This window comes from Streptomonospora litoralis (assembly GCF_004323735.1).
Taxonomy (GTDB): domain Bacteria; phylum Actinomycetota; class Actinomycetes; order Streptosporangiales; family Streptosporangiaceae; genus Streptomonospora; species Streptomonospora litoralis.
Genome location: NZ_CP036455.1, coordinates 1,296,128 through 1,316,351, shown reverse-complemented (window position 1 = coordinate 1,316,351; position 20,224 = coordinate 1,296,128). Strand labels below are relative to the sequence as shown.

The 20,224-nt window shown below is 73.1% G+C and carries 17 protein-coding genes and 1 riboswitch; of the genes, 4 read left to right on the top strand and 13 right to left on the bottom strand.

What is annotated here, in order from left to right; all coding sequences use genetic code 11:
• Positions 1-332 precede the first annotated feature (332 nt).
• The 4 genes from ligA to mnmA form a co-directional block, all read right to left on the bottom strand.
• On the bottom strand, positions 333-2,510 hold the full coding sequence (gene ligA, locus EKD16_RS05590) for an NAD-dependent DNA ligase LigA (RefSeq protein ID WP_131097408.1): 2,178 nt from the start codon (positions 2,508-2,510) through the stop codon (positions 333-335).
• Between the two features lie 24 nt (positions 2,511-2,534).
• Positions 2,535-3,554, bottom strand: coding sequence for a methionine synthase (locus EKD16_RS05585; protein ID WP_131097407.1), 1,020 nt, complete (start codon positions 3,552-3,554; stop codon positions 2,535-2,537).
• Positions 3,555-3,715: 161 nt separating this feature from the next.
• Positions 3,716-4,252 (bottom strand): DedA family protein, encoded by a 537-nt coding sequence (locus EKD16_RS05580; RefSeq protein ID WP_131097406.1) that lies wholly within the window; start codon positions 4,250-4,252, stop codon positions 3,716-3,718.
• A 119-nt stretch (positions 4,253-4,371) separates the two neighbouring features.
• A complete protein-coding gene (gene mnmA / locus EKD16_RS05575) occupies positions 4,372-5,457 on the bottom strand; it encodes a tRNA 2-thiouridine(34) synthase MnmA (protein ID WP_207391437.1) in 1,086 nt (361 codons plus the stop codon).
• 136 nt (positions 5,458-5,593) lie between these two features.
• On the opposite strand from mnmA, the gene EKD16_RS05570 reads away from it, so the two are divergent.
• Positions 5,594-6,778 carry a DUF695 domain-containing protein gene (locus EKD16_RS05570; RefSeq protein ID WP_131097405.1) on the top strand — a complete coding sequence of 395 codons (1,185 nt, stop codon included), beginning with the start codon at positions 5,594-5,596 and terminating at the stop codon, positions 6,776-6,778.
• Positions 6,779-6,996: 218 nt separating this feature from the next.
• Here the strand turns inward: EKD16_RS05570 and EKD16_RS05565 are convergent, their stop codons facing one another.
• From EKD16_RS05565 to EKD16_RS05525, 9 genes are all read right to left on the bottom strand, one after another.
• The gene (locus tag EKD16_RS05565; RefSeq protein ID WP_131097404.1) at positions 6,997-8,172 is read right to left on the bottom strand and encodes a cysteine desulfurase family protein; all 1,176 of its coding nucleotides are present in this window, start codon (positions 8,170-8,172) and stop codon (positions 6,997-6,999) included.
• A gap of 169 nt (positions 8,173-8,341) precedes the next feature.
• Positions 8,342-9,286 carry an electron transfer flavoprotein subunit alpha/FixB family protein gene (locus EKD16_RS05560; protein ID WP_131097403.1) on the bottom strand — a complete coding sequence of 315 codons (945 nt, stop codon included), beginning with the start codon at positions 9,284-9,286 and terminating at the stop codon, positions 8,342-8,344.
• A 30-nt stretch (positions 9,287-9,316) separates the two neighbouring features.
• Positions 9,317-10,096 (bottom strand): electron transfer flavoprotein subunit beta/FixA family protein, encoded by a 780-nt coding sequence (locus tag EKD16_RS05555; protein ID WP_207391436.1) that lies wholly within the window; start codon positions 10,094-10,096, stop codon positions 9,317-9,319.
• 257 nt (positions 10,097-10,353) lie between these two features.
• Complete coding sequence (locus EKD16_RS05550; RefSeq protein ID WP_242677246.1) at positions 10,354-12,423, bottom strand: serine/threonine-protein kinase; 2,070 nt, start codon at positions 12,421-12,423, stop codon at positions 10,354-10,356.
• Positions 12,424-12,856: 433 nt separating this feature from the next.
• Entirely contained in the window at positions 12,857-13,393 is a 537-nt protein-coding gene (locus EKD16_RS05545; RefSeq protein ID WP_131097402.1) for a YbaK/EbsC family protein, read from the bottom strand.
• 95 nt (positions 13,394-13,488) lie between these two features.
• Positions 13,489-14,256, bottom strand: a complete 768-nt coding sequence (locus EKD16_RS05540; RefSeq protein ID WP_131102078.1) for an enoyl-CoA hydratase/isomerase family protein — start codon at positions 14,254-14,256, stop codon at positions 13,489-13,491.
• Positions 14,257-15,091: 835 nt separating this feature from the next.
• Positions 15,092-16,000 carry an energy-coupling factor transporter transmembrane component T family protein gene (locus tag EKD16_RS05535; protein WP_131097401.1) on the bottom strand — a complete coding sequence of 303 codons (909 nt, stop codon included), beginning with the start codon at positions 15,998-16,000 and terminating at the stop codon, positions 15,092-15,094.
• Positions 15,997-17,766, bottom strand: coding sequence for an ABC transporter ATP-binding protein (locus EKD16_RS05530; protein WP_131097400.1), 1,770 nt, complete (start codon positions 17,764-17,766; stop codon positions 15,997-15,999). Before EKD16_RS05530 ends, EKD16_RS05535 begins: the two co-directional genes overlap by 4 nt.
• A complete protein-coding gene (locus EKD16_RS05525; protein ID WP_131102077.1) occupies positions 17,763-18,359 on the bottom strand; it encodes an ECF transporter S component in 597 nt (198 codons plus the stop codon). The genes EKD16_RS05530 and EKD16_RS05525 overlap by 4 nt, the downstream gene beginning before the upstream one ends.
• Before the next feature lie 168 nt (positions 18,360-18,527).
• A riboswitch (TPP riboswitch) is annotated at positions 18,528-18,635 on the bottom strand.
• A gap of 195 nt (positions 18,636-18,830) precedes the next feature.
• Between EKD16_RS05525 and EKD16_RS05520 the strand changes: the two genes are divergently transcribed.
• The 3 genes from EKD16_RS05520 to EKD16_RS05510 all read left to right on the top strand — a co-directional run bounded on the left by EKD16_RS05520 (position 18,831) and on the right by EKD16_RS05510 (position 20,143).
• Entirely contained in the window at positions 18,831-19,328 is a 498-nt protein-coding gene (locus tag EKD16_RS05520) for a DUF2975 domain-containing protein (RefSeq protein ID WP_131097399.1), read from the top strand.
• A complete protein-coding gene (locus EKD16_RS05515) occupies positions 19,328-19,585 on the top strand; it encodes a helix-turn-helix domain-containing protein (protein ID WP_131097398.1) in 258 nt (85 codons plus the stop codon). Before EKD16_RS05520 ends, EKD16_RS05515 begins: the two co-directional genes overlap by 1 nt.
• A gap of 84 nt (positions 19,586-19,669) precedes the next feature.
• Positions 19,670-20,143 carry a MarR family winged helix-turn-helix transcriptional regulator gene (locus EKD16_RS05510; RefSeq protein ID WP_131097397.1) on the top strand — a complete coding sequence of 158 codons (474 nt, stop codon included), beginning with the start codon at positions 19,670-19,672 and terminating at the stop codon, positions 20,141-20,143.
• The last annotated feature ends 81 nt before the right edge of the window (positions 20,144-20,224 follow it).

The window sequence follows — 20,224 nt, the reverse complement described above, 5'->3', positions numbered from 1 at the left end:
GCCGTGTTTACTCCCCCCGCGGCGCCGGGGCTTTCGAACAAAACCTGTCACCTTGTGCACCGCCCGGTCCCCCCATGACCGGAACGGTCGCAGCGTCTGCAATCAGCAGGTACACCCGATCGGTTCCGATTTCAGCTTACGACGCTGAATAACCAGCTGTCGCCGATCGGGAACTTTCGGTGAATCAGGCTACGCCTGGGATGATCACCCGATTCGACCTGAAATGCTGCGACAAGTAGCCTAATGACTGCACATCGTAGATGCCACTGCCTGCGCGGACGACCCTGTCCTGCGGTGATGTCGCGACTATCACCCGAAGGCGCTGAGCACCCTCAATCCGTGTTGATGCGGCGTTCCATGGCCGCATCCGGCCCCTTTTCCAGGAGTACCCGGAACCCGTCTTCGTCCAGGACGGGCACCCCGGCCTGGACCGCTTTGTCGTACTTGCTGCCGGGGCTGTCGCCGACGACGACGAACCCGGTCTTCTTCGAGACCGAGCCGGTAACCCGGCCGCCGCGGTCGGCGATGGCCTCCTTGGCCTCGTCGCGGCTGAAACCGGACAGCGATCCGGTGACCACGACCGTGGTGTTGTCGAGCAGGCGCGGGCCGCCCGCACCCTCCTCCTCCATGCGCACCCCGGCGGCGCGCCACTTGCGGACGATCTCGCGGTGCCAGTCGACGTCGAACCATTCGCGGATGGAGGCGACGATCGCGGGACCGACCCCCTCGACCGCCGACAGCTCCTCCTCCGACGCCTCGGCGATGGCCTCGATGGAGCGGAAGTGGCGGGCCAGGTCCTCGGCGGCGCGCGGGCCCACGTGGCGGATGGACAGCGCCACCAGCACTCGCCACAGCGGCTTCTCCTTGGCCTGCTCCAGCTCCTCGAACAGCTTCTCGACGGTCTTCTTCGGCTCGCCCTTCTGGTTGGCGAAGAAGGTCACGACCTTGGGCTCGCCGGACTCGGGGTCGCGCTTGGGCTCGGTGGTGTCGGGGTCGAGCACCAGCGAGCGGATGGGCAGCAGATCCTCCACGGTGAGGTCGAAGAGGTCGCCTTCGTCGCGCAGCGGCGGGGTGGCGGGCTCCAGCGGCTGGGTGAGGGCGGTGGCCGCCACATAGCCCAGCGCCTCGATGTCCAGCGCCTTGCGGCTGGCGATGTAGAACAGCCGCTCGCGGCGCTGGCCGGGGCAGTCGCGGCTGTTGGGGCAGCGGACGTCGACGTCGGCCTCCTTCTGCCGACCCAGTCGAGTGCCGCACTCCGGGCAGGTCTCGGGCATGGCGAACTCGCGCTCGGATCCGTCGCGGCGCTCGGTCACCGGACCCAGGATCTCGGGGATGACGTCGCCGGCCTTGCGCAGCACCACGGTGTCGCCGATCAGCACCCCCTTGCGGGCGACCTCCTGGGCGTTGTGCAGGGTGGCGAACTCGACCTCGGACCCGGCCACCCGCACCGGCTCCATCACGCCGTAGGGGGTGACGCGGCCGGTGCGCCCCACGTTCACCCGGATGTCGGCCAGCCGGGTGGTGACCTCCTCGGGCGGGTACTTGTAGGCGATCGCCCACCGGGGCGCGCGGCTGGTGGAGCCCAGGCGGCGCTGCAGCGAGACGTCGTCGACCTTGATGACCACGCCGTCGATCTCGTAGGGGGGCTCGTGGCGGTGCTCGGTGTAGTAGTCGATGTAGTCGGCGACCTCCTGGCGGGTGGTGAGCACCCGGTAGCGGTCGCTGACCGGCAGGCCCCATTCGCGCAGCAGGCCGTAGACGTGGGACTGGTGGGTGAACTCCACACCGGTGTGGGCACCGACGCCGTGCACCAGCATGCTCAGCGGCCGGGTGGCGGTGATGCGCGGGTCCTTCTGGCGCAGCGAGCCGGCGGCCCCGTTGCGCGGGTTGGCGAAAGGGGTCTTGCCCTCGTCGGCGAGCCGGGCGTTGAGCTCCTCGAACGCCTCGCCCGGCAGGAAGACCTCGCCGCGGACCTCCAGCAGCTCCGGCGCGGCGCGCGCGGACTGGTCGAGGTCGACGGGGATGTCCTCGATGGTGCGGAGGTTGAGGGTGATGTCCTCGCCGACGCGGCCGTCGCCGCGGGTGGCCGCCCGCACCAGGCGGCCGTTCTCGTAGACGAGGTCGACGGCGAGACCGTCGATCTTCAGCTCGCACAGGTAGGCGTCGATGGGGGCCTCGGACTCGACACGCTGCACCCACGCCTCGAACTCCTCCGCGGAGAAGGCGTTGTCGAGGCTCTGCATGCGCTCCAGGTGCTCGATCGGCGCGAAGTCGACGCTGATGGGCGCGCCGACCTTCTGCGTGGGCGAGTCCCGAGTGACCAGGGAAGGGTGGCGCTCCTCGATGCCCTCCAGCTCGCGCATGAGCGTGTCGTACTCGGCGTCGGAGATGACCGGCTTGCCCATGTAGTAGCGGTAGCTGTGGTCGTCCAGCTCCGCGGACAGCTCGGCGTGGCGCTCGCGCACCTGCGCGGGGGCGCGGTCCTCGGCCGTCGGCTCCTGTGCGCTCACCCTCACACGTCCTTTCCGGTGTCGCTACCGCTGCGGTTCGTCGTGCAGCACCCGCGCCGCCTGGCGGCACGCGCTGAGCGCCGCGCGAGCGTGGTCGGGCGCGGCCCGCCCCAGCCCGCACGTGGGCGTGACGACCACGGTGCGGGCGAGCTGCTCGGGGGCGAAGCCGATGCGATGCCACAGTTCACGTACAGGACCGACGTTATCGGCAGGGTCCGACAGAACACCGCCTGTACTCGCCACGAGACCGGCGAAAACGCCGACTCCGCTCTCGACGGCGGTGCCGATCTGCTCGTCCAGCGCGCGGCCGATGCGGGTCGCGTCCAGGCTGATCGCGCGGGCTCCCGAGCGCTGCAGCAGGTCCAGTGGGAGTTCGGGTGCGCAGCAGTGCGCCATGGGCACGGCGGAGGCGTCGGCCAGCGCGCCGAACAACTCGCGCAGCCGCGCCTCGACGGTGACGCGGTCGGGCGCGGGCAGCCGCCCGTACCCGCTCGCGGTGGGCACGGCGCCGGCGAGCACCGCGGGCAGCGTCGGTTCGTCGACCTGCACGAGCAGCCGGGCTCCCGGCACGCGCTTGCGGACCTCGGCGGCGTGGGCGAGCACACCCTCGATGTGCGAGGCGGACAGGTCGGCCACGGCCCCGGGGTCGGCGAGCAGCTTCTCACCGGAGCGCAACTCGACCGAGGCCGCCAGCGTCCACGGCCCCGCGACCTGCACCTTCAGCGTGCCCGAGAAGCCCTGCGAATGCTCCTCCAGCGCGTCCAGGTCGCGGGCGAGGAAGCTGCGGGCCCGCTCGACGTCGCGGCCGGGCCGCCGGGCGGCGCGCCACCCGCCCGCGTGCAACTCCAGCGGCAGGTCCGCCAGCAGCCCGCCGCTACGCCCGATCATGTCGGCGCCGGCGCCGCGCTCGGGAAGTTCAGGCAGGTGCGGCAGCTCGGGAAGCTCCCCGAACACCGTCCGCACCGCCTCGTCGGCATCGGTGCCCGGAAAGGAGCCGACTCCGGTGTAACTCGCCTCTGGCCAGGGGTATCGCTGTTGCTTCACAGCCCCAAGGTTAGGGCAGTCGACGGCGCGGATCGTTGTGATCTGCCGGGTGGCGGGTGGTCTGGAAGAGAAGCGGCGGACGGCGCGGGCGGGAGGATCCACCCGCCGTTGATGCCGCTTTTCGGTCAAGAGACCTGTCACCCGCCCGGTGGCAGGACGGCTCAGCGGGTCCGGGAGTCCTCGGTCTGCTCGGGCTCGTCGGAGCCCACCGCGGGCGACGTGTCCGCGGCGGCTCGCCTGCGCCGCCGGATCAGGACGGCGGCGCCCGCCGCCGCGGCCAGGACGAGCACGGCGGCACCCGCGGCCAGGTAGGGGGAGCGCAGGAACAGCTCCCACCAAACGGAGATCACCGCGAGTCCGCCGAGGCTGTAGATCGCAGCCCACCCGGCGCACCCGGGCAGCATCGCCACCAGGTAGCGCCAGAAGGCCATCCGCATGGCGCCCGCCGCGAGGTGGATGGCCGACTGCACGCCCACGGTCGCGTACGAGACGGTGACCACGGGCGGGCCGAATCGGTTGATCAGCCGCTCGGCGCGGGCGATCCGGTCGCCGATGCGCTCGGCTAGCCGGGAGCGGTGCAGACCCGCGCCGACACCGCGGCCGATCCAGTAGATGGTCTGGGTGCGGGCGAAGGCGATGGCGAACAGCGCGGCGTAGACGATCCAGAAGGGCCGGCCCTCCAGGAACCCGTACTCCATCGCATTCCTCCGCACTCGCCGTGCCGTCGCGGAACTATGCTATGCCTAACCTAAGTTCCTGTGACAGGCCGCCGATGCGAATGTGGTCGATGCGACCGCCGCACAGGCAGAGCCGCCGGTCAGCCGGTCGGCGCCGGCTCGCCGCTGCGCGAGGTGGCGCCGATGGTGCCCGACCCCAGGACGATGTCGCCGTCGTAGAGCACCGCCGCCTGGCCGGCGGCGACGCCCGTCGCGGGCTCGTCCAGCCGGATCAGCAGCTCGCCGTCGCGCTGCACCGCCGTGCAGCCGTAAACCTCACCGTGCGCGCGCAGCTGCACCGTGCAGGCCGTGGGGTCGGCGAAGGGCTCGCCGCCGCTCCACACCGGGCGCTCGGCGGTGATCTCGTCGACCTGCAGCGACTCGCGGGGGCCGACGGTGACCGTGTTCTCCACGGGCTCGATGGAAAGCACGTAGCGCCGCTTCGCCGCGCCCCCGAGGTTGAGGCCCTTGCGCTGCCCGACCGTGAAGGAGTGGGCGCCCTGGTGCGTGCCCAGGACCTCACCCGCCTCGTCCTTGATGGGCCCCGGCTCGTCGCCCAGCCGACCGTTCAGGAAGCCGGCGGTATCGCCGTCGGCGATGAAGCAGATGTCGTGGCTGTCGGGCTTATCGGCCACCGCCAGCCCGCGGCGGTCGGCCTCGGCGCGGACCTCGTCCTTGGTGCAGTCGCCCAGCGGGAACATGGCGTGCGCCACCTGCTCGCGGTCGAGCACCCCCAGCACGTAGGACTGGTCCTTGTCCGCGTCGACGCTGCGCCGCAGCCGGCCGTCGGTCTTGCGCACGTGGTGGCCGGTGCACACGGCGTCGAAGCCCAGCGCGATCGCGCGGTCCAGCACCGCCTCGAACTTGATCTTCTCGTTGCAGCGCAGGCACGGGTTGGGCGTGCGGCCCGCGGCGTATTCGGAGACGAAGTCCTGCACCACGTCGCGGTCGAACTCCTCGGCCATGTCCCACACGTAGAACGGGAGGCCGATCACGTCGGCCGCGCGCCGCGCGTCGCGGGAGTCCTCGGCCGTGCAGCAGCCGCGTGCGCCGGTGCGGTAGGACTGCGGGTTCTTCGAGAGGGCCAGGTGCACGCCGGTGACGTCGTGGCCGGCCTCGGCGGCCCTGGCCGCGGCGACGGCGGAGTCGACGCCGCCGGACATGGCGGCCAGTACACGCAAAGTCATAGCGCCTCCCAGAGTATGCGCCCGCGCGACCCCGTCTCGACCCGGTTCCGTGCCGGCGCAGGGCGCCTGGTCGGCGGGCCCCGAACCCGGCCGCCGCGTGGCGCGTGTACCGCCGGGTTCTGCGAAAATCATGAGCATGGCTTTGTTCCGTCGCCGCCGATCCGAGCAGTCCGACTCCGCCGCCGCAGTGGAGGGGTTCTGGAACCAGTGGCCCGAGTTCCGGACGGCCCTGGCGTCCTCCGTCGACAGCGGCGAGCCGCCGCCCGATGACGTCGCCGAGCGGCTGACCGAAGCAGTCCGGCGCATCCATCCGGAGGCGACCTGGGAGCTCGGTACGGCGCCGCAGGGCACCGGCGGCGGCCTCGGGGACGCGGGCGACCTCGGGCTCGACGAGGAGAGCGATCCCGGCAGGCTGCTGGAGCGCATGGCCGCGCTCGACGACCCCCTGGCCTCGCTGGAAGGCGGCGGCGACTACGCGCTGACCCTCACCGCCGGAGCGGACGACCGGGCGCGGGTCCTCACCGAGCGCTGGGCGCGCGCGGCCCCTGCGGAGTCCGGATGGCGGTTCTACCCGGCCATCCCCCGCGACCACGACCGGCTGGGCAAAGCGGTCGAGTGGCACGGCCACGAACTGGACCTCTCCCACTGCACGGTGGCCATGCGCGTGGACCAGCAGCACAACAGCATGGAGGTCGGTGTCTACCACCCCGACTTCATGTTCCTGGCCGAGGAGACCCGCAGCGGCGTCTGTGAGCACGTGGTGATGCTCGCCCTGGGTGAGGACGACTACGTTCGCTGGATCTCCAAGGTCGACCCGCTGGTGGAGAAGCCCTTGGACCCGCTGCCGCCCACGTCCATGCCCTCGGTGGTCGAGCAGCTCGCCCAAGCCATGGGCAGCGGCGGCTGGGTGACGCTGCAGGGCCGCTTGCCGCTGCGCGGAATCGTCGAGATCACCGTGCGCCACCCGCTGCACCGCCGCGACTTCCCCGCGCTGACCCTCTACGTGCACGTCTCGCTGCCTTATTCCAACAGCGACGACGACCGGCTGCCGACCGAGCCCTCCGCCACCGCGCTGGAGGAGTTCGCCGCGGGCCTGCGCACCCTGCTCGGCGACAACGGCGCGCTGCTGGCCCAGCAGACCGTCGGCGGGCAGCGCCAGTTCTACTTTTACCTCGACCCCGACTCCGGTGTGCTCGGCGACTTCGAGGCGGCGCTGCGCGACTGGAGCGAGGGGCAGCCCGCCGTGCAGACCCGGCTCGACCCCGACTGGCAGTACATCGAGCAGCTCAAGCGGCCGATCCGGCGCCAGCTGGGCGGCTGAGACGGCTCACGACTCCGCCGGGCGCCGGTCGCGGGGCAGGGCGGCCCGGATCGGCTGTGCGGCGCTGTCGGGCGTTGTCGGGCGCCGTCGGGCCTGGTAAGTCTGCCGGAGCAAAAACCGGACGGGGCCGCACGCGGGCGGCAGCGCCGGCGCCCGCGATCCGGCGCGGGCACGGGCGCGGCTGCGGGCGGTTTCGCCCGACCCTTGCCGAACAGCCCTCAAGCCGCGCGGCGCTTGCGGCGGGCGGCCCGGGCGCGTTCGACCGCGGGGCCGATGGCGGCCGCGAGCGCCTCGACGTCGGCGCGGGTGGAACCGCGGCCCAGCGAGAACCGCAGCGAGCTGCGCGCGGTCTCGGCATCGGCGCCCATGGCCAGCAGCACGTGGCTGGCCTGGGACACCCCCGAGGAGCAGGCCGACCCGGTCGAGCACTCGATGCCGTGTGCGTCCAGCAGCATCAGCAGCGCATCGCCCTCGCAGCCGGGGAAGGACAGGTGGGCGTTGCCGGGCAGCCGCCGCAGCGGATCGCCGTTGAGCACCGCATCGGGCACGCGCTCGCGCACCGCCGCGACCAGGTCGTCGCGCAGTGCGGCGAGCTCGGCCGCGTGCCCCGGGCGCTCCGCGACGGCCAGGCGCACGGCCGTCGCGAAGCCGCGCAGCAGCGGCGTCATCAGGGTGCCGGAGCGGACGTCGCGCTCCTGGCCGCCGCCGTGCAGCACCGGCACGGGATCGGTGCCGCGGGCCAGCAGCAGCGCCCCCGCGCCTACCGGTCCGCCGAGTTTGTGTCCGCTCAGCGTCAGCGCCGACACCCCGCTGGCGGCGAAATCGACGGGCTCGACGCCGACCGCCTGCACCGCGTCGGTGTGGAAGGGGATGCCGTACTCGCGGGCCACCGCGGCCAGCTCGGACACCGGTTGCAGGGTGCCGATCTCGTTGTTGGCCCACATGACCGAGATCACGGCGACGTCGCCGGGGTCGCGCTCGACGGCGGCCCGCAGGTCGCCGGGCGAGACCCGGCCCGCGGAGTCGACGGGCAGCTCCTCGCACACCGCGCCCTGGTGGTCGGCCAGCCAGCGAACCGGGTCGAGCACGGCATGGTGCTCGACCGCGCTGACGAGGACCCGGTTGCGCGCGGGATCGGCCTGGTTGCGCGCCCAGTACAGGCCCTTGAGGGCGAGGTTGTCGGCCTCGGTGCCCCCGCCGGTGAAGACGACCTCGTTGGGGGTGCAGCCGAGCGCAGCCGCGATCTCCTCGCGCGCCTCCTCGACGGTGCGGCGGGACCGGCGGCCGGCGCCGTGCAGGGATGAGGCGTTTCCGAGGAGGCCGAACTCCTCGGTCATGTCCGCGACGGCCTCGGGCCGGACGGCGGTCGTGGCGGCGTGATCCAGGTACACCATGGCGCCTTCAAGGATACGGCGGCGCAGCACGCCGCCGCCCCGTGCCCCGGCCTGTGCGACCATGGGCGGCGCGGCACGGGCGCGGACCGCTCGGCGCGACCGGCGCGGGCGGCCCCGGGCGCCGCGCCCGGGGCCGGTGCACACCGCCCCTGCAGGGACCGGCCCGCACCTACTTGCGCTTGGTGACCTCCTCGGTCAGCTGCGGCGCAACCGTGTGCAGGTCGCCGACGACTCCGAAGTCCGCCAGCTCGAAGATCGGCGCCTCGGGGTCCTTGTTGACCGCGAGGATGTTCTTCGACGTCTGCATACCGGCCCGGTGCTGGATCGCGCCGGAGATGCCCAGGGCGACGTAGAGGTTGGGACTGACCGTCTTGCCCGTCTGGCCGACCTGGAACTGGTTGGGGTACCAGCCGGAGTCCACGGCCGCGCGGGAGGCGCCGACGGCGGCGTCCAGCGAGTCGGCCAGCGCCTCGACGACGGAGAAGTCGTCGGAGCCCACACCCCGGCCACCGGAGACGACGATCGCGGCCTCGGTCAGCTCCGGGCGCGCGCCCTTCTCCTGCACGACGCGCTCGACGACCTTGGCGCCGGTGGCGGCCGCGGACAGCTCGACCGACACCTCCTCCTGCTCGGCGGCGCCCTCGGCAGGCTCGGCCGGCACGGAGTTGGGGCGCACCGCCACGACCGGCACACCCGACTGCACGCGGGCGTGGGTCACGACGGCTCCGCCGAAGATGCTGTGCTCGGCGACCAGCTCGCCGGTGACGTCGACCACATCGGTCAGCACACCCGAACCGAGCTTCACCGCGGTCCGCCCGGCGATCTCCTTGTTCTCCGGAGTCGCCGAGACGAGCACGGCCGCGGCCGACTTCTCGCCGGCCAGCTTCGCGAGCAGCTCGGCCTTGGGCGCCACGACGTAGTCGTCGAGCTCGGCCGGAGCCGTGTAGACCTTCTGCGCGCCGAACTCGGCCAGCTTGGCCTTGCCGGCGTCGGCGCCTCCACCGACCCACACGGCCGCGGGCTCGCCGATGCGGCGGGCGGCGGTCAGCAGCTCGGTGGTGACCTTCTTGACCTCTCCGTCGACGTGGTCGACGAGGACGAGGACCTCAGCCATCTGTCAATCCTTCCTTCGTCTCCGCCGGACCTACACGAACTTCTTCTCGGCGAGGAACTCCGCGGCCTTCGCGCCGCCGTCGCCCTCGTCCTTGACGACGGTGCCCGCGGCCCGCGGCGGAGCCGGCGCGAAGTCGTCGGTGGCGGTGCCGGCGTTGGCCAGGCCGACCTTCTCCGCTTCGATGCCGGCGTCGGCGACGGACAGCTTCTCCACCGGCTTCTTCTTCGCCTGCATGATCAGTTTGAACGAGGGGTAGCGCGGCTCGTTGATCTTCTCGACGACCGAGACCACCGCGGGCAGCTGCGCCTCGACGACGTCGTAGCCGTAGTCGGTGGCGCGCTGGATGCGGACGGTCTGACCGTCGACGTCGACCTTGCCGGCGAGCGTGAGCTGCGGCAGGCCCAGGTACTCCGCCAGCGCGGCGCCCACGACGCCGGTGCGGGCGTCGGTGGACTCCGAGCCGAGCACGACGACGTCGAACTCGACCGCGCCCAGCGCCTTGGACAGCGCGTAGGCGGTCTGCAGGGCGTCGGAGCCGTGCAGCGCGTCGTCGGCGAGGTGGACCGCCTTGTCGGCTCCCATGGACAGCGCCTTGCGGATGGAGTCGGTGGCCTGGTCGGGTCCCATCGTCAGGACGGTGACCTCGCCGCCGTGCTTCTCCTTGAGGAGCAGCGCCTCCTCGATGGCGTACTCGTCGAGTTCGTTGATGACGCCGTCCGACGCCGCGCGGTCCAGCGTGTTGTCGTCGGACGAGAGTTTGCGCTCGGTCGCCGTGTCGGGGACCTGCTTGACCAATACGACAATATTCATGGCCGGTGGCCGACCTCCCTGCACTCCCATGCGTCGCCCACTCGGACGGCGCGGACGCCTGGCGCGCCCGTGGCCCCTGAGGGTGCCAGATGCACTGTTGCCATCGGGTGGCGGGTGGCGTTCCCGTCACGCCTCCCGCCTGCGGATTCTGCTGTTACACCCCGATGTTACTGGCTAGTAGCACACGTGGCGAACGCGCCCCCGCCCCACCGGCCGGAGTGGAGTGGGCGGCAAGCGGCCGCGGACGCCGACGCGCGTCAGCCGCCGAAGACCGGCCAACCCGAGGGGCCGCTGCCCATCCCCCACCACGACGGCGCGGCGCCGATCCCGTAGGAGGCGACCAGCAGCGCCAGCAGCACCACGACCACGATCACACCCCAGTAGACGTAGGGGCTGCGGACGGTGATGCCGTCGAGGGCGGCGCGGGCCTGGCGCACGGCGGGACGGCCGTTGGGGCCGAGGAAGCTCAGTACGACGACGAGGGTGAAGGCGTAGGAACCGACGAAGTTCGGCGTGTTGGTGCCGTCCCCGGTCAGCATGGTGACGACGATGCCGACCACGATCCCGGCCAGCAGGTATCCCAATCCGTAGACCAGGTTGCGGCCCAGTGTGCGCAGCACGGCCCAGGGCATGCTCAGCGCGACGACCATGTTGTCGGAGCTGCGCGGCCCCCGCGTCTGCAGCCGGCGGGCGTGCTCGCTCTTGACCGTGTCCAGCGCCCCCAGGATGCTCGCCGTAAGCAGGCCCACGACCAGGCCCAGCACCGGCGCCGCCAGGCAGAGGCCGGCGAGGAACACCAGCACCGGGATCAGCAGCAGCCACGGCAGCGGGCGCGACTCGCGCTCCTCGTAGTAGCCGCCGCCGTAGTGGTCGTCGCCGGAGTCGATGTAGTCGCTGAGGCGGTCGCTTCCGGAGCGGCGGACACGGTCGAACATGCCGCCGCCCTCGCCGTCGTCGTGGCGGCGCGAGGGCGACCGGCTCTCCTCGACGGGGGTGAGGATGTCCCGGAAGTCCTCCGGGCGCAGCGTGGAGTTGAAGTACTGGGTACCGGGTCCCGCGCTCGGGGTGTCGGCCTCGTAGCTGCCCAGCATGCCGTCCCGCGGCACTCGGGTGTCTTCGGCGCCGCCTACCCGCGTCTGATCCGCGCCGCCGACGACCCGGGTGTCGTCGGCACCGCCGGCGACCCGGGTCTGGTCCGCGCCGCCGCCGACCCGGGTCTGGTCGGCTCCGCCGGAGCCCGCGGCCATGGTGCTTCCGGCGTCGGCGCCGCGCTCGCCCCCGGCGTACTCGCCGCCCCAGGCCGAGCCCGCCAGGGCGCCGGCCCCCGCTCCCGCGGCCGCCCCTGCGGCCGCCGAGCCCCAGCCGCCGCTCTGTCCGCGCCCGGATCGCTCCCCGGACCTCTCCGACCGGTCCTGCGCCGGTTCGGGGGTGGGCGCGTTGACGGTGTGGTTGCCGGTCGCGCCGCTGCCCACGTAGGAGGCGAGGTCCTCGCTCAGCGGCAGGTCGAGGTTGAGCCGGCCGGTCTGGGCGACGAGCTGGGCGGCCGTCGGGCGCGCGGCCATGTCGCGGGACACCGCGGCCTGGACCAGCGGCTTCAGCTCGTCGGGCATGCCGTCCAGGGCGATCTCGCCGTTGAGGATGCGGAAGAAGATGACCTCGAAGGCCCCGGAGCCGTAGGGCGGGTGCCCGGTGGCGGCGAAGGCGACTGTGGCGCCCCAGGCGTGGATATCGGTGGACGGACCGAGGTCGGTGCCCTCGATGACCTCCGGGGAGAGGTAGCTGGGTGTGCCGACGAACGTGCCGGTCTGGGTGAGCTTGGCGCCGTCGACGGCGTGGGCGATGCCGAAGTCGATGACGATCGGCTCGCCGTTGGAGATGATGACGTTGCCCGGCTTGAGGTCGCGGTGGATGACGTCGGCGGCGTGGATGTCGTCGATCGCGCGCGCCATGCCCGAGACGAACCGGGTCAGTGCGCGGCCGCGCAGGGGACCGTGGTCGGTGACCGTGGAGTCGAGGGTGGGGCCGGGGATGTACTCGGTGACGACCCAGGGGAGTTCGGCGTCGGTGTCGGCGTCGACGACCTCGGCGACGTTGGGGCTGTGCACCCGCTGCATGGTGGCCACCTCGCGGGCCAGCCGCGCACGGGCGATGTGGTCGCCGGCCACCTCCGGACGCAGCACCTTGATCGCGACGAGCCGGTCCTGCCGGGGGTCGACGGCTTGGTACACGACGCCCATTCCGCCTTGGCCGATCCGGCGGCGGATCATGTATGGGCCGACGCGTTCCGGCAGCTCCTCACCCTCGGGGAAACCTGCCGACATTGCCATTGCGAATTCATCCCCTCAAACCTGGCACAGCACGACTTCAAGCCTATCCGCTGGGGATGGCCGGGCCAGGAGCCGGAACCCGGCCTGCGGGCCGATCCGCCATCGCACACTCCGCAGCATCACGTCCTTCGGCTGCCGCGGCGAAGAACCCGGCTCCGCGGCGGCGCCTATGAGCAAAGCTAGCCGGGCCGCCCGAGCGCGGGAAGACCGCGGCGGCGATCCGGCCGCATACGGCCCGCCTTCCAAGCGACCACACGAGTATGACGCACGTTGCGCGGCGTGTGGTTCCGCCGCGGTCGCCGAAACGTGAAAGCCCGCCGTGCGGAGGGGCGCCCGGCAGGCAGCGGCGCGGAACTCCCGGGGGGGAGCGCAGCGCACACCGGCGCCGGCTCGGGCGGGACCGGGCCCGGCCGGACCGGCGGGCGCCGACCCGTCAGTCCGTGCGCACCCCGAGACCCGAGATGACCTCCGCGCCGGGCAGTTCGGCCAGGTCGGCGCCCGGAAGCACCAGTTTGGAGGAGCGCAGACCGCTGCCGACGACCACGTGGCCCGCCTGCAGCACCGCCTCGTCGACCAGGACCGCCCACCCCTGGGGCAGGCCGATGGGCGTGATGCCGCCGTAGGCCATGCCGGTCGAGGCGACGACGTCGTCCTGGGCGGCGAACGACGCCTTGCGCGCCCCGAGGTGGCGCCGCGCGGTCCCGTTGACGTCGGCCCGCGTGGTCGCCGACACCATGCACGCCGCCATGCGGACCTCGCCCGCCCGCTTGGCCCTGATCACCACGCAGTTGGCCGAAGCGCCCAGCGGGATGCCGTAGGCGGCGGCGCAGTTCTCGGTGTCAGCCAGGTCGGGGTCGATGGGCGCGGCCAGCACCCGCTCGGCGGGGCCCCACCCGTCGAGTGCGGCGGCGACAGGGGCGGCCACCAGATCGGGGCGCTCCTGTACCGGTTCGGTCTTCAGTCCCCACATCGGGTCTCCTCCGCTCGGGTTGTCGGCGTTCTCGCCATGTCCGTGTGCCGAACGCCGGCGCCGGACCGCGCCGGGACGGATCGGCGCGCACGCCGCTAGCGGCCCGAGAAGCGGGCCCTGCCCGGCCCCTCCTCGACGAAGCTGCGCATGCCGGCCTTCTGGTCCTCGGTGGCGAACAATCCGGCGAAGTGCATGCGCTCCATCTCCAGTCCGGTGGCGATGTCGGTCTCCAGACCGCCGTCGATCGCCTGCTTGGCCGCGCTCAGCGCCAGCGCGGGCCCGTTGGCGTAGCTGGCCGCCATCGCCACGGCGTGGTCGTAGACCTCCGCCGCGGGGACCACCGCGTCGGCCAGGCCGATGGCCAGGGCCTCCTCGGCGGCGACCTGGCGCCCGGTGAAGATCAGATCCTTGGCGCGGGCCGGACCGATGAGCCGGGGAAGGCGCTGGGTGCCGCCCGCGCCGGGGATGACGCCGAGGCGGATCTCGGGCTGGCCGAGCCGGGCGTCCTCCGCCGCCACCCGGAAATCGGCGCACAGCGCCAGCTCCAGTCCGCCCCCGAGTGCGAAACCGGTGATGGCGGCGATGACCGGCTTGGGGACGCGCGCCACCGCGGTCAGCGAGTCCTGCAGCACCCGCGAGTGGGCCGCCATGTCGGCGAAGCCCATCTCGGCCATCTCCTTGACGTCGGCGCCCGCGGCGCGCACACTGTCGTCGGCGCCGATCCGCTCCGCCGCCGCGCCGATCTCGCGCTGCACCTGCCCGTTGAGCGCGTTCATCTTCGGCCGGTCCAGCCGGATCACGGCGACGGCCGGGTTGTCGGCATCGCGCTCGACCCGGACGAACTCTCCGGCGGCCTCGTCCACACTCGTCACCGGGCACCTCCGCAAACGTCGGCAACCTCGCCGCCGGCCGGCCGCCGGGCTCCGGCCTTCCCGGCGCCCGCGCCCGGCCCTCGGCGCTCGCGCCTCAATACCTACCACTGCCCGCGCCTGCCTCCACCACCCGGCGTCCCACACGCCTGCGCCACTGAAGTTCGTCACAAGCGCGGGATCGCCACACGCCGCTGATGTCCTGCGCCTGAGATGCATTTCATAGCAGCGAGCACGGCGGATGGCCGGGCCCGCGCCCAACGGGACGGGTGCCCGCCGGTGGCGGCGGCCGACGTGGGGCGGCTCGGCTCTGCTGGGCGGCACCGGTCCCATCGAGTCTGTCTGTGGGGACGGATTCGGCGCCGAATCCGTCCCCACAGACAGACTCGGCGCGGCTTGGCCCGTCTATCGCGAACTTATGGTCGCAGGAAGGCGTATTCCGCGGCCATAAGTTCGCGATCATCGCCGGATGGACCGGCATAGGGGACCTACCGGCGCCGGTAGGCCGGCTGGGTGTCGCCGTGTCCCCTGCCGGGCCCGCACAGGGTGGAGGCCGCGCGGCGGGGCGCGGTCGCGGGTGCCCGCACGCCGACGCCCCGACCACCGCAGGCCCGGCCCCGCCGGCGTCTCGCTGCCCCCGTCGGGTGCGCCACCGGCGAGCACCCGACCCGACGACCGCGGGCCCAGCCGTCCACCGCCCTCGGCGCCGCTTCTCCGTAAGACCACCCATCCACCCGACAGACCAACAAGGCCGCACAGCAGACCGGCGTTCTTAAACACGGCTTAGGGCCGCGGTCAGGCGCCCGCGTGTCCGGCCGCCCCGTGCGGGTCAGAACGTCAGCGGCGTCCACGCTCCCACGGCGAGCGATACGGCGTGGGCCGCGCCCAGGACGGTGGCGGTGCCGGCGATGAGCAGGGTGTCGCCGGTGCGCCAGCGGCTGAGCCGGGCGTGGCTGCGCGTACCGCCGGCGAACCCGCGCGCGTCCATGGCCATGGCCAGCAGCGTTCCCGTGCGGATCGAACGCGCGAGCAGGGCGAACGCCTTGCCGGCGAAGATCGAAACGGCCCGCAGCGGGTTCCCGCCGGCGTCCAGGCCGCGGGCGCGGCGGGCACGGCCCAGCGTGCGCCACTGGTCCACCAGCAGGGGCGCCAGCCGCAGTGCGGCCAGGATCGCGACGGCCGGCCGCTCGGGCACGCGCAGGCGTTGGACCAGGGAGTCGGCCATGTCGGTGGGATCACTGGTGACGGCGGCGAGCAGGCTCGGCAGCGCGATCGCCAGCAGCCGCACGGCCGCCCCGAGGGCGCCCATCGGCCCCTCGGTCCCGAAGAGCAGGTTGACCAGCCCGATCGACCCACCCATGAGCAGCAGCGGCACCCCGACCGCCGTCAGCCGGACACGGTCGAGCCCGGAGAAGGGCAGCAGCGCCAATGCGGCGCCCAGCACGATTCCGGAGGTCACCGGATCGACCACCGGAATCAGCCCGACCGCGACCAGCACGGCGGCCAGCAGCTTGCCCGCCGGGTCCGCCCGCGGCAGCCACGCCCACGGGGAACCGCGGCCGGAGGACGCCGGCTCGCGGGGGTCCGGGTCGGCGGCCGCCGCCGGGGGCGGTTCGGCCGGCGGCGGGGCGGGCACGCGGCGCGCCCCGGAGAAGACGCGTCCGCGCCGACCGGCTGATGCCGGGCGGTGCGGCGCCGCCGCTGCGGTCCGACCCCGCCGGGCGTCGTCGGCGGTCATCCGCGCTCCCCTTTCCCGGTTCCCCCGGTCGCGCGCCGTCCGTTGCGGTACTCGCGCGCGGCGGCGGTGCCGGTCGCGCCGCCGTCCACCGGACCGCTACCCGCATCGCCGGCCGAGGCTGCGTCTTGTCGCGTTGCACCAAGGGCCTTCGCGCCCTCGGCCGTCCGGGCGATCGGGGTGCCGGTGCACCCGCCGCTCAACGGGATTTCGACGTCGGCGAAGCTGCGCAGCAGCGCCGTGTCGTGCGTGGCGGCGACCACGGCGCGGCCGTCGGCGCGCAGCTGGGCCAGCAGCTCCACCAGCTCCCGCCAGGTGCGGGTGTCCTGGCCGAACGTCGGCTCGTCCAGCAGCAGCACGCCGGGGGCGTGCGAGGCCCCCGAGCTCAGCGCGGTGGCCACGGAAAGCCGACGCTTCTCGCCGCCGGACAGGGTGAAGGGATGGACGTCGGCGAGCCCGGTGAGCCGCAGGCGCTCCAGCAGTTCGTCGACGCGGCGGTTGGTGTCGCGCCGCCCCAGCCCGGCGCGGCGGGGCGCGAAAGCCAGCTCCTCGCGGACGCTTGCGGTGACGAACTGGTCCTCGGCGTGCTGGAACACCGTGCCCACGTGGCGCGCCAGGCGCCGTGCCGGCCACTTCGCCAACGGCCGGGGGCTGACGTCGGCCAGGGGGCCGCGCGGTGCGACGGTTCCGCCGTCGGGGGCGTCCAAGCCGGCGAGCAGCCCCAGCAGGGTCGACTTTCCCGCGCCGTTCGGCCCGGTCAGGGCGGTCGCGCAGCCGGCGCGGACGACGGCGTCGACGCCGTGCAGGACGGGCGTCCCCCGATCGCCGAGCAGGCCGGGCGTGCCGGGGGCCCGGGCCGTGCAGTCCGCGGCCTCGACGACCGCTGCGCCCGGTGCGCCCGCGGGTACCTGCGGCCGCGGCTCGCGGCCCGGCACCCACACGCCCTGCTCGGCCAGCCGCCGGCCGCTGTCGGCGAAGACGGCGGAAGGCGGCCCGTCGGCGACCACGCCGCCTCCGGGTTCGACCACGACGACCCGGTCGACCAGATCGGCCACCGCCTCCCCCGCATCGGCGGCGCCGGTGGCGGTGTCGGTGTCGGTGTCGGTCTCTGTGTCGGCGTGGGCGCTGTCGCCGACGACCTCGGCCACCCGGTGCTCCACCAGCACCATGGTCGCCTCACTGCGGCGCAGCAGGTGCTGGAGCACGCGCCGCACCCGCGCGGCACCGCCGCGGTCGAGGTTGGCCGTGGGCTCGTCCAGCAGCAGCAGGCGGGGGCGCATCGCGAGGGCACCGGCCAGCACGAGCCGCTGCTTCTCGCCGCCGGAGAGCGCCGCGGTGGGGCGGTCGGGCCCGTAGCCGAAACCGACCTCGTCCAGCGCGCCGCGCACCCGCGACCAGATCTCGTCGCGGTCCAGTCCGAGGTTCTCCGGGCCGAAGGCGACGTCGTCGCCGCAGCGGGCCATCACGAGCTGGGTCTCGGGGTCCTGGCTGACCAGGGCGGCGGCGCCGCGCGCGGCGCCGGCGGGTTCGCCGTCGACGCGCAGCCGCCCCTCCTCGTCGCCGGAGATCGCTCCGGACGCGCCGGTCAGCCCGGCCAGGGCATGGAGCAGCGTGCTCTTGCCCGCGCCCGAGGCGCCGAGCAGCAGCACGCGCTCCCCCGGTTCGACGACGAGGTCGACCCCGCGCAGCGACCACGCGTCCCGCCCCGAGTGGCGCCAGCCCCAGTCGGCCAGTTCGACGCGGGCGCCACCGCCGCCGGTGGATGTCATCCGCGGGCCGAGGGGAAGGCGGAGAGCGCGCCCGCCCGGGCCAGGGCGGAGGTGAGCAGCCGCGCGCCGACGCCGCCGATCACCGCGGCGCTGAGCACCACGAGGACGCCGTAGGTGAGTTGGAAGGACAGCGGCCAGGTGGGGTAGTAGCGCACGTTGTCCCAGACGGCGGGCGCGATGCCGGCGGCGGCCGCGGCTGCCATGCAGATCACCATGCCCCAGCGGCGGTACCGGGCCGCGGCGAAGACCAGGTCGGGCAGCAGCCCTTGCAGGAACCCGGCGACGATGACCTCGATGCCCCACGGCGTGCCCAGGACCATCGAGACGAACGCGGCCGCGGTGGAGGTGAGCGTGGCGGCGCCGGGTTTGCGGACGACGAGCCCGCCGAGGACTCCGGGCAGCAGCCACATGCCGTAGATGAGGGCTTGGGCGGGCGGGAAGAAGGCGAACAGCGGGCCGGTCACCTGCCACAGCAGGCCCCAGGCCCAGAAGATCACCCCGACGGCCACACCCAGCACCGCGGGCACGACGATGTCGACGGTGCGGTAGGAGGCGCTCACGTCGAGCACCTTCCTCCAGAGGCGGGCGAACACGTTGCTCGGGCCGCGGCCGGCCGCACTCCGCTTGCTCGCGGCTCGCTTGCTCGATGCTTGCTCACTCACGTGACATTCCTTCGCATGTCGGAGCGAGAGAGCCCAGGCCAAGAGCGTCCGCCGAGACCGAGAGGCGCGCGCTGCAACGATGAGCGCACCCGCGGACCGGCAAACGGGTTCACGACTTCCTTCGCTGGCATTACCCAGATCAGGTGTGTGAGGGTCTGCGGTCGCCGACCGCACTCTCAGCGCCAAAGCGCTCCCCTGTCGGTTTCCTTCCATTATGGGGACGTCGGCACGCGAAAGGTCAAGGCGAGCCAAGACCGTGCAGGTCAGAAGTGTGGTGCCCGCCGATCCGGCGGTCGGTCCCGTGGCCGCGGGCGGGTACCACTCTTGCCATTCCTATCGAAACTCGATAGTTTTCCATCGTTGCTCGATCGAAGGGCGACGCTGGAGGATGATGGAGGAGCCATGGGAAAACTGACGGTGCTTGCGTTACACGCCGTCCTCGCGATGCTGCTCGCCGGCTCGGTGTTCGTCCAGGCGGTGATGGTCCCGCTGCTGGCGGTCGACCTGCGGGAGGCCGGCGGAGACCTCGCGCACCTGCGTAGCGCCCTGATCGTGATCGCGCTCCTGGGGATCGTGGCGGCCCAGGTCGTCCTGGTCTGCGTATGGCGGCTGGTGACGATGGTGCGGCGGGCGACCGTTTTCTCCACCGCCGCCTTCCGGTACGTGCACGTCGTGATCGGCGCGATCGTGGCGGCGGCCCTGCTGGTGTTCACGATGGGGACCCTGCTGGCTCCGGGCGAGGCCGTCGCACCCGGCGTCGTCCTCCTGCTGGGCGGAGTCGGCGTGGCGATCCTGGGCGTCGCGCTCATCGTGCTCGTGCTGCGGATGCTGCTCGCTCAGGCGATCGCGCGCGACGCCGAGGCGGCGCAGATGCAGGCCGAACTCGACGAGGTGATCTGATGCCGATCGCCGTCGACATCGACGTCATGCTGGCCAAGCGGAAGATGTCCGTGGGCGAACTCGCGGACCGCGTCGGGATCACCCCGGCCAACCTGGCCGTACTCAAGAACGGCCGCGCCAAGGCGGTGCGCTTCGCGACGCTCGCCGCCCTCTGCGAAGCGCTCGAATGCCAGCCGGGAGACCTGCTGCGCTGGGAGGCCGACGGCGGCGAGACCGCCGACAACCGCGAGAACGCCGAGGACGCCGCCGGGGCGTGACCGCGGTGCGGGCACTGCGCCGAACCGCGGGTCCGGGCCGCGGTGCAGCGAGGCGACCGCCGCGTTCGAACTAGCATGTGGCGCATGGACCAAGCCGAGGGCACCGGCGCGGACGCGGGCAGCACGCTGTGGGGCCACACGGGCTACCGGCTGATCAAGCTGGGCGAGATGGTCTACGCCATGACCGAGGAGGCCTTCGGTTCGCTGGAGCTGACCCCCCGCCAGTTCAACGTGCTCGCCACCGCCGCTTCGCTGGACTCGCCCTCGCAGCGGGAACTGAGCCGGCGGCTGGGCATCGATCCCAACGTCATGGTGGGCGTCGTCGACGACCTGGAGCATCGGGGCCTCGCCGAGCGGCTGCGCAATCCCGACGACCGGCGGCGCTACATCGTCGCGCCCACCGAGCGCGGACGCGAGGTGCTGCGGGAGGGGGCCGAGGCCGTCGAGGCGACCGAGGCGCGCCTGTTCACCGGACTCGACGAGCAGGAACGCGCGATGCTGCACGGCGTCGCCGGGCGCCTCCTCCAGGAGCATCCGCCGCCGGTGAAGCGCTACTAGCGCCACTGACCGCGCCGCACCGGCAACGGCGACGCCCCCGCCGCGCGGCCGCACCGCCGCCGACGGGCCCGCCGGCGCGGC

Excerpts from the sequence above, each read along its gene's own strand:
- EKD16_RS05580 (WP_131097406.1), bottom strand. The coding sequence starts at position 4,252 with ATGGAGTACGGGTTCCTGGAGGGCCGGCCCTTCTGGATCGTCTACGCC.
- mnmA (WP_207391437.1), bottom strand. The coding sequence starts at position 5,457 with ATGACTTTGCGTGTACTGGCCGCCATGTCCGGCGGCGTCGACTCCGCC.
- EKD16_RS05570 (WP_131097405.1), top strand. The coding sequence starts at position 5,594 with ATGGCTTTGTTCCGTCGCCGCCGATCCGAGCAGTCCGACTCCGCCGCC.
- EKD16_RS05565 (WP_131097404.1), bottom strand. The coding sequence starts at position 8,172 with ATGGTGTACCTGGATCACGCCGCCACGACCGCCGTCCGGCCCGAGGCC.
- EKD16_RS05560 (WP_131097403.1), bottom strand. The coding sequence starts at position 9,286 with ATGGCTGAGGTCCTCGTCCTCGTCGACCACGTCGACGGAGAGGTCAAG.
- EKD16_RS05555 (WP_207391436.1), bottom strand. The coding sequence starts at position 10,096 with ATGAATATTGTCGTATTGGTCAAGCAGGTCCCCGACACGGCGACCGAG.
- EKD16_RS05550 (WP_242677246.1), bottom strand. The coding sequence starts at position 12,423 with ATGGCAATGTCGGCAGGTTTCCCCGAGGGTGAGGAGCTGCCGGAACGC.
- EKD16_RS05545 (WP_131097402.1), bottom strand. The coding sequence starts at position 13,393 with ATGTGGGGACTGAAGACCGAACCGGTACAGGAGCGCCCCGATCTGGTG.
- EKD16_RS05535 (WP_131097401.1), bottom strand. The coding sequence starts at position 16,000 with ATGACCGCCGACGACGCCCGGCGGGGTCGGACCGCAGCGGCGGCGCCG.
- EKD16_RS05530 (WP_131097400.1), bottom strand. The coding sequence starts at position 17,766 with ATGACATCCACCGGCGGCGGTGGCGCCCGCGTCGAACTGGCCGACTGG.
- EKD16_RS05520 (WP_131097399.1), top strand. The coding sequence starts at position 18,831 with ATGGGAAAACTGACGGTGCTTGCGTTACACGCCGTCCTCGCGATGCTG.
- EKD16_RS05515 (WP_131097398.1), top strand. The coding sequence starts at position 19,328 with ATGCCGATCGCCGTCGACATCGACGTCATGCTGGCCAAGCGGAAGATG.
- EKD16_RS05510 (WP_131097397.1), top strand. The coding sequence starts at position 19,670 with ATGGACCAAGCCGAGGGCACCGGCGCGGACGCGGGCAGCACGCTGTGG.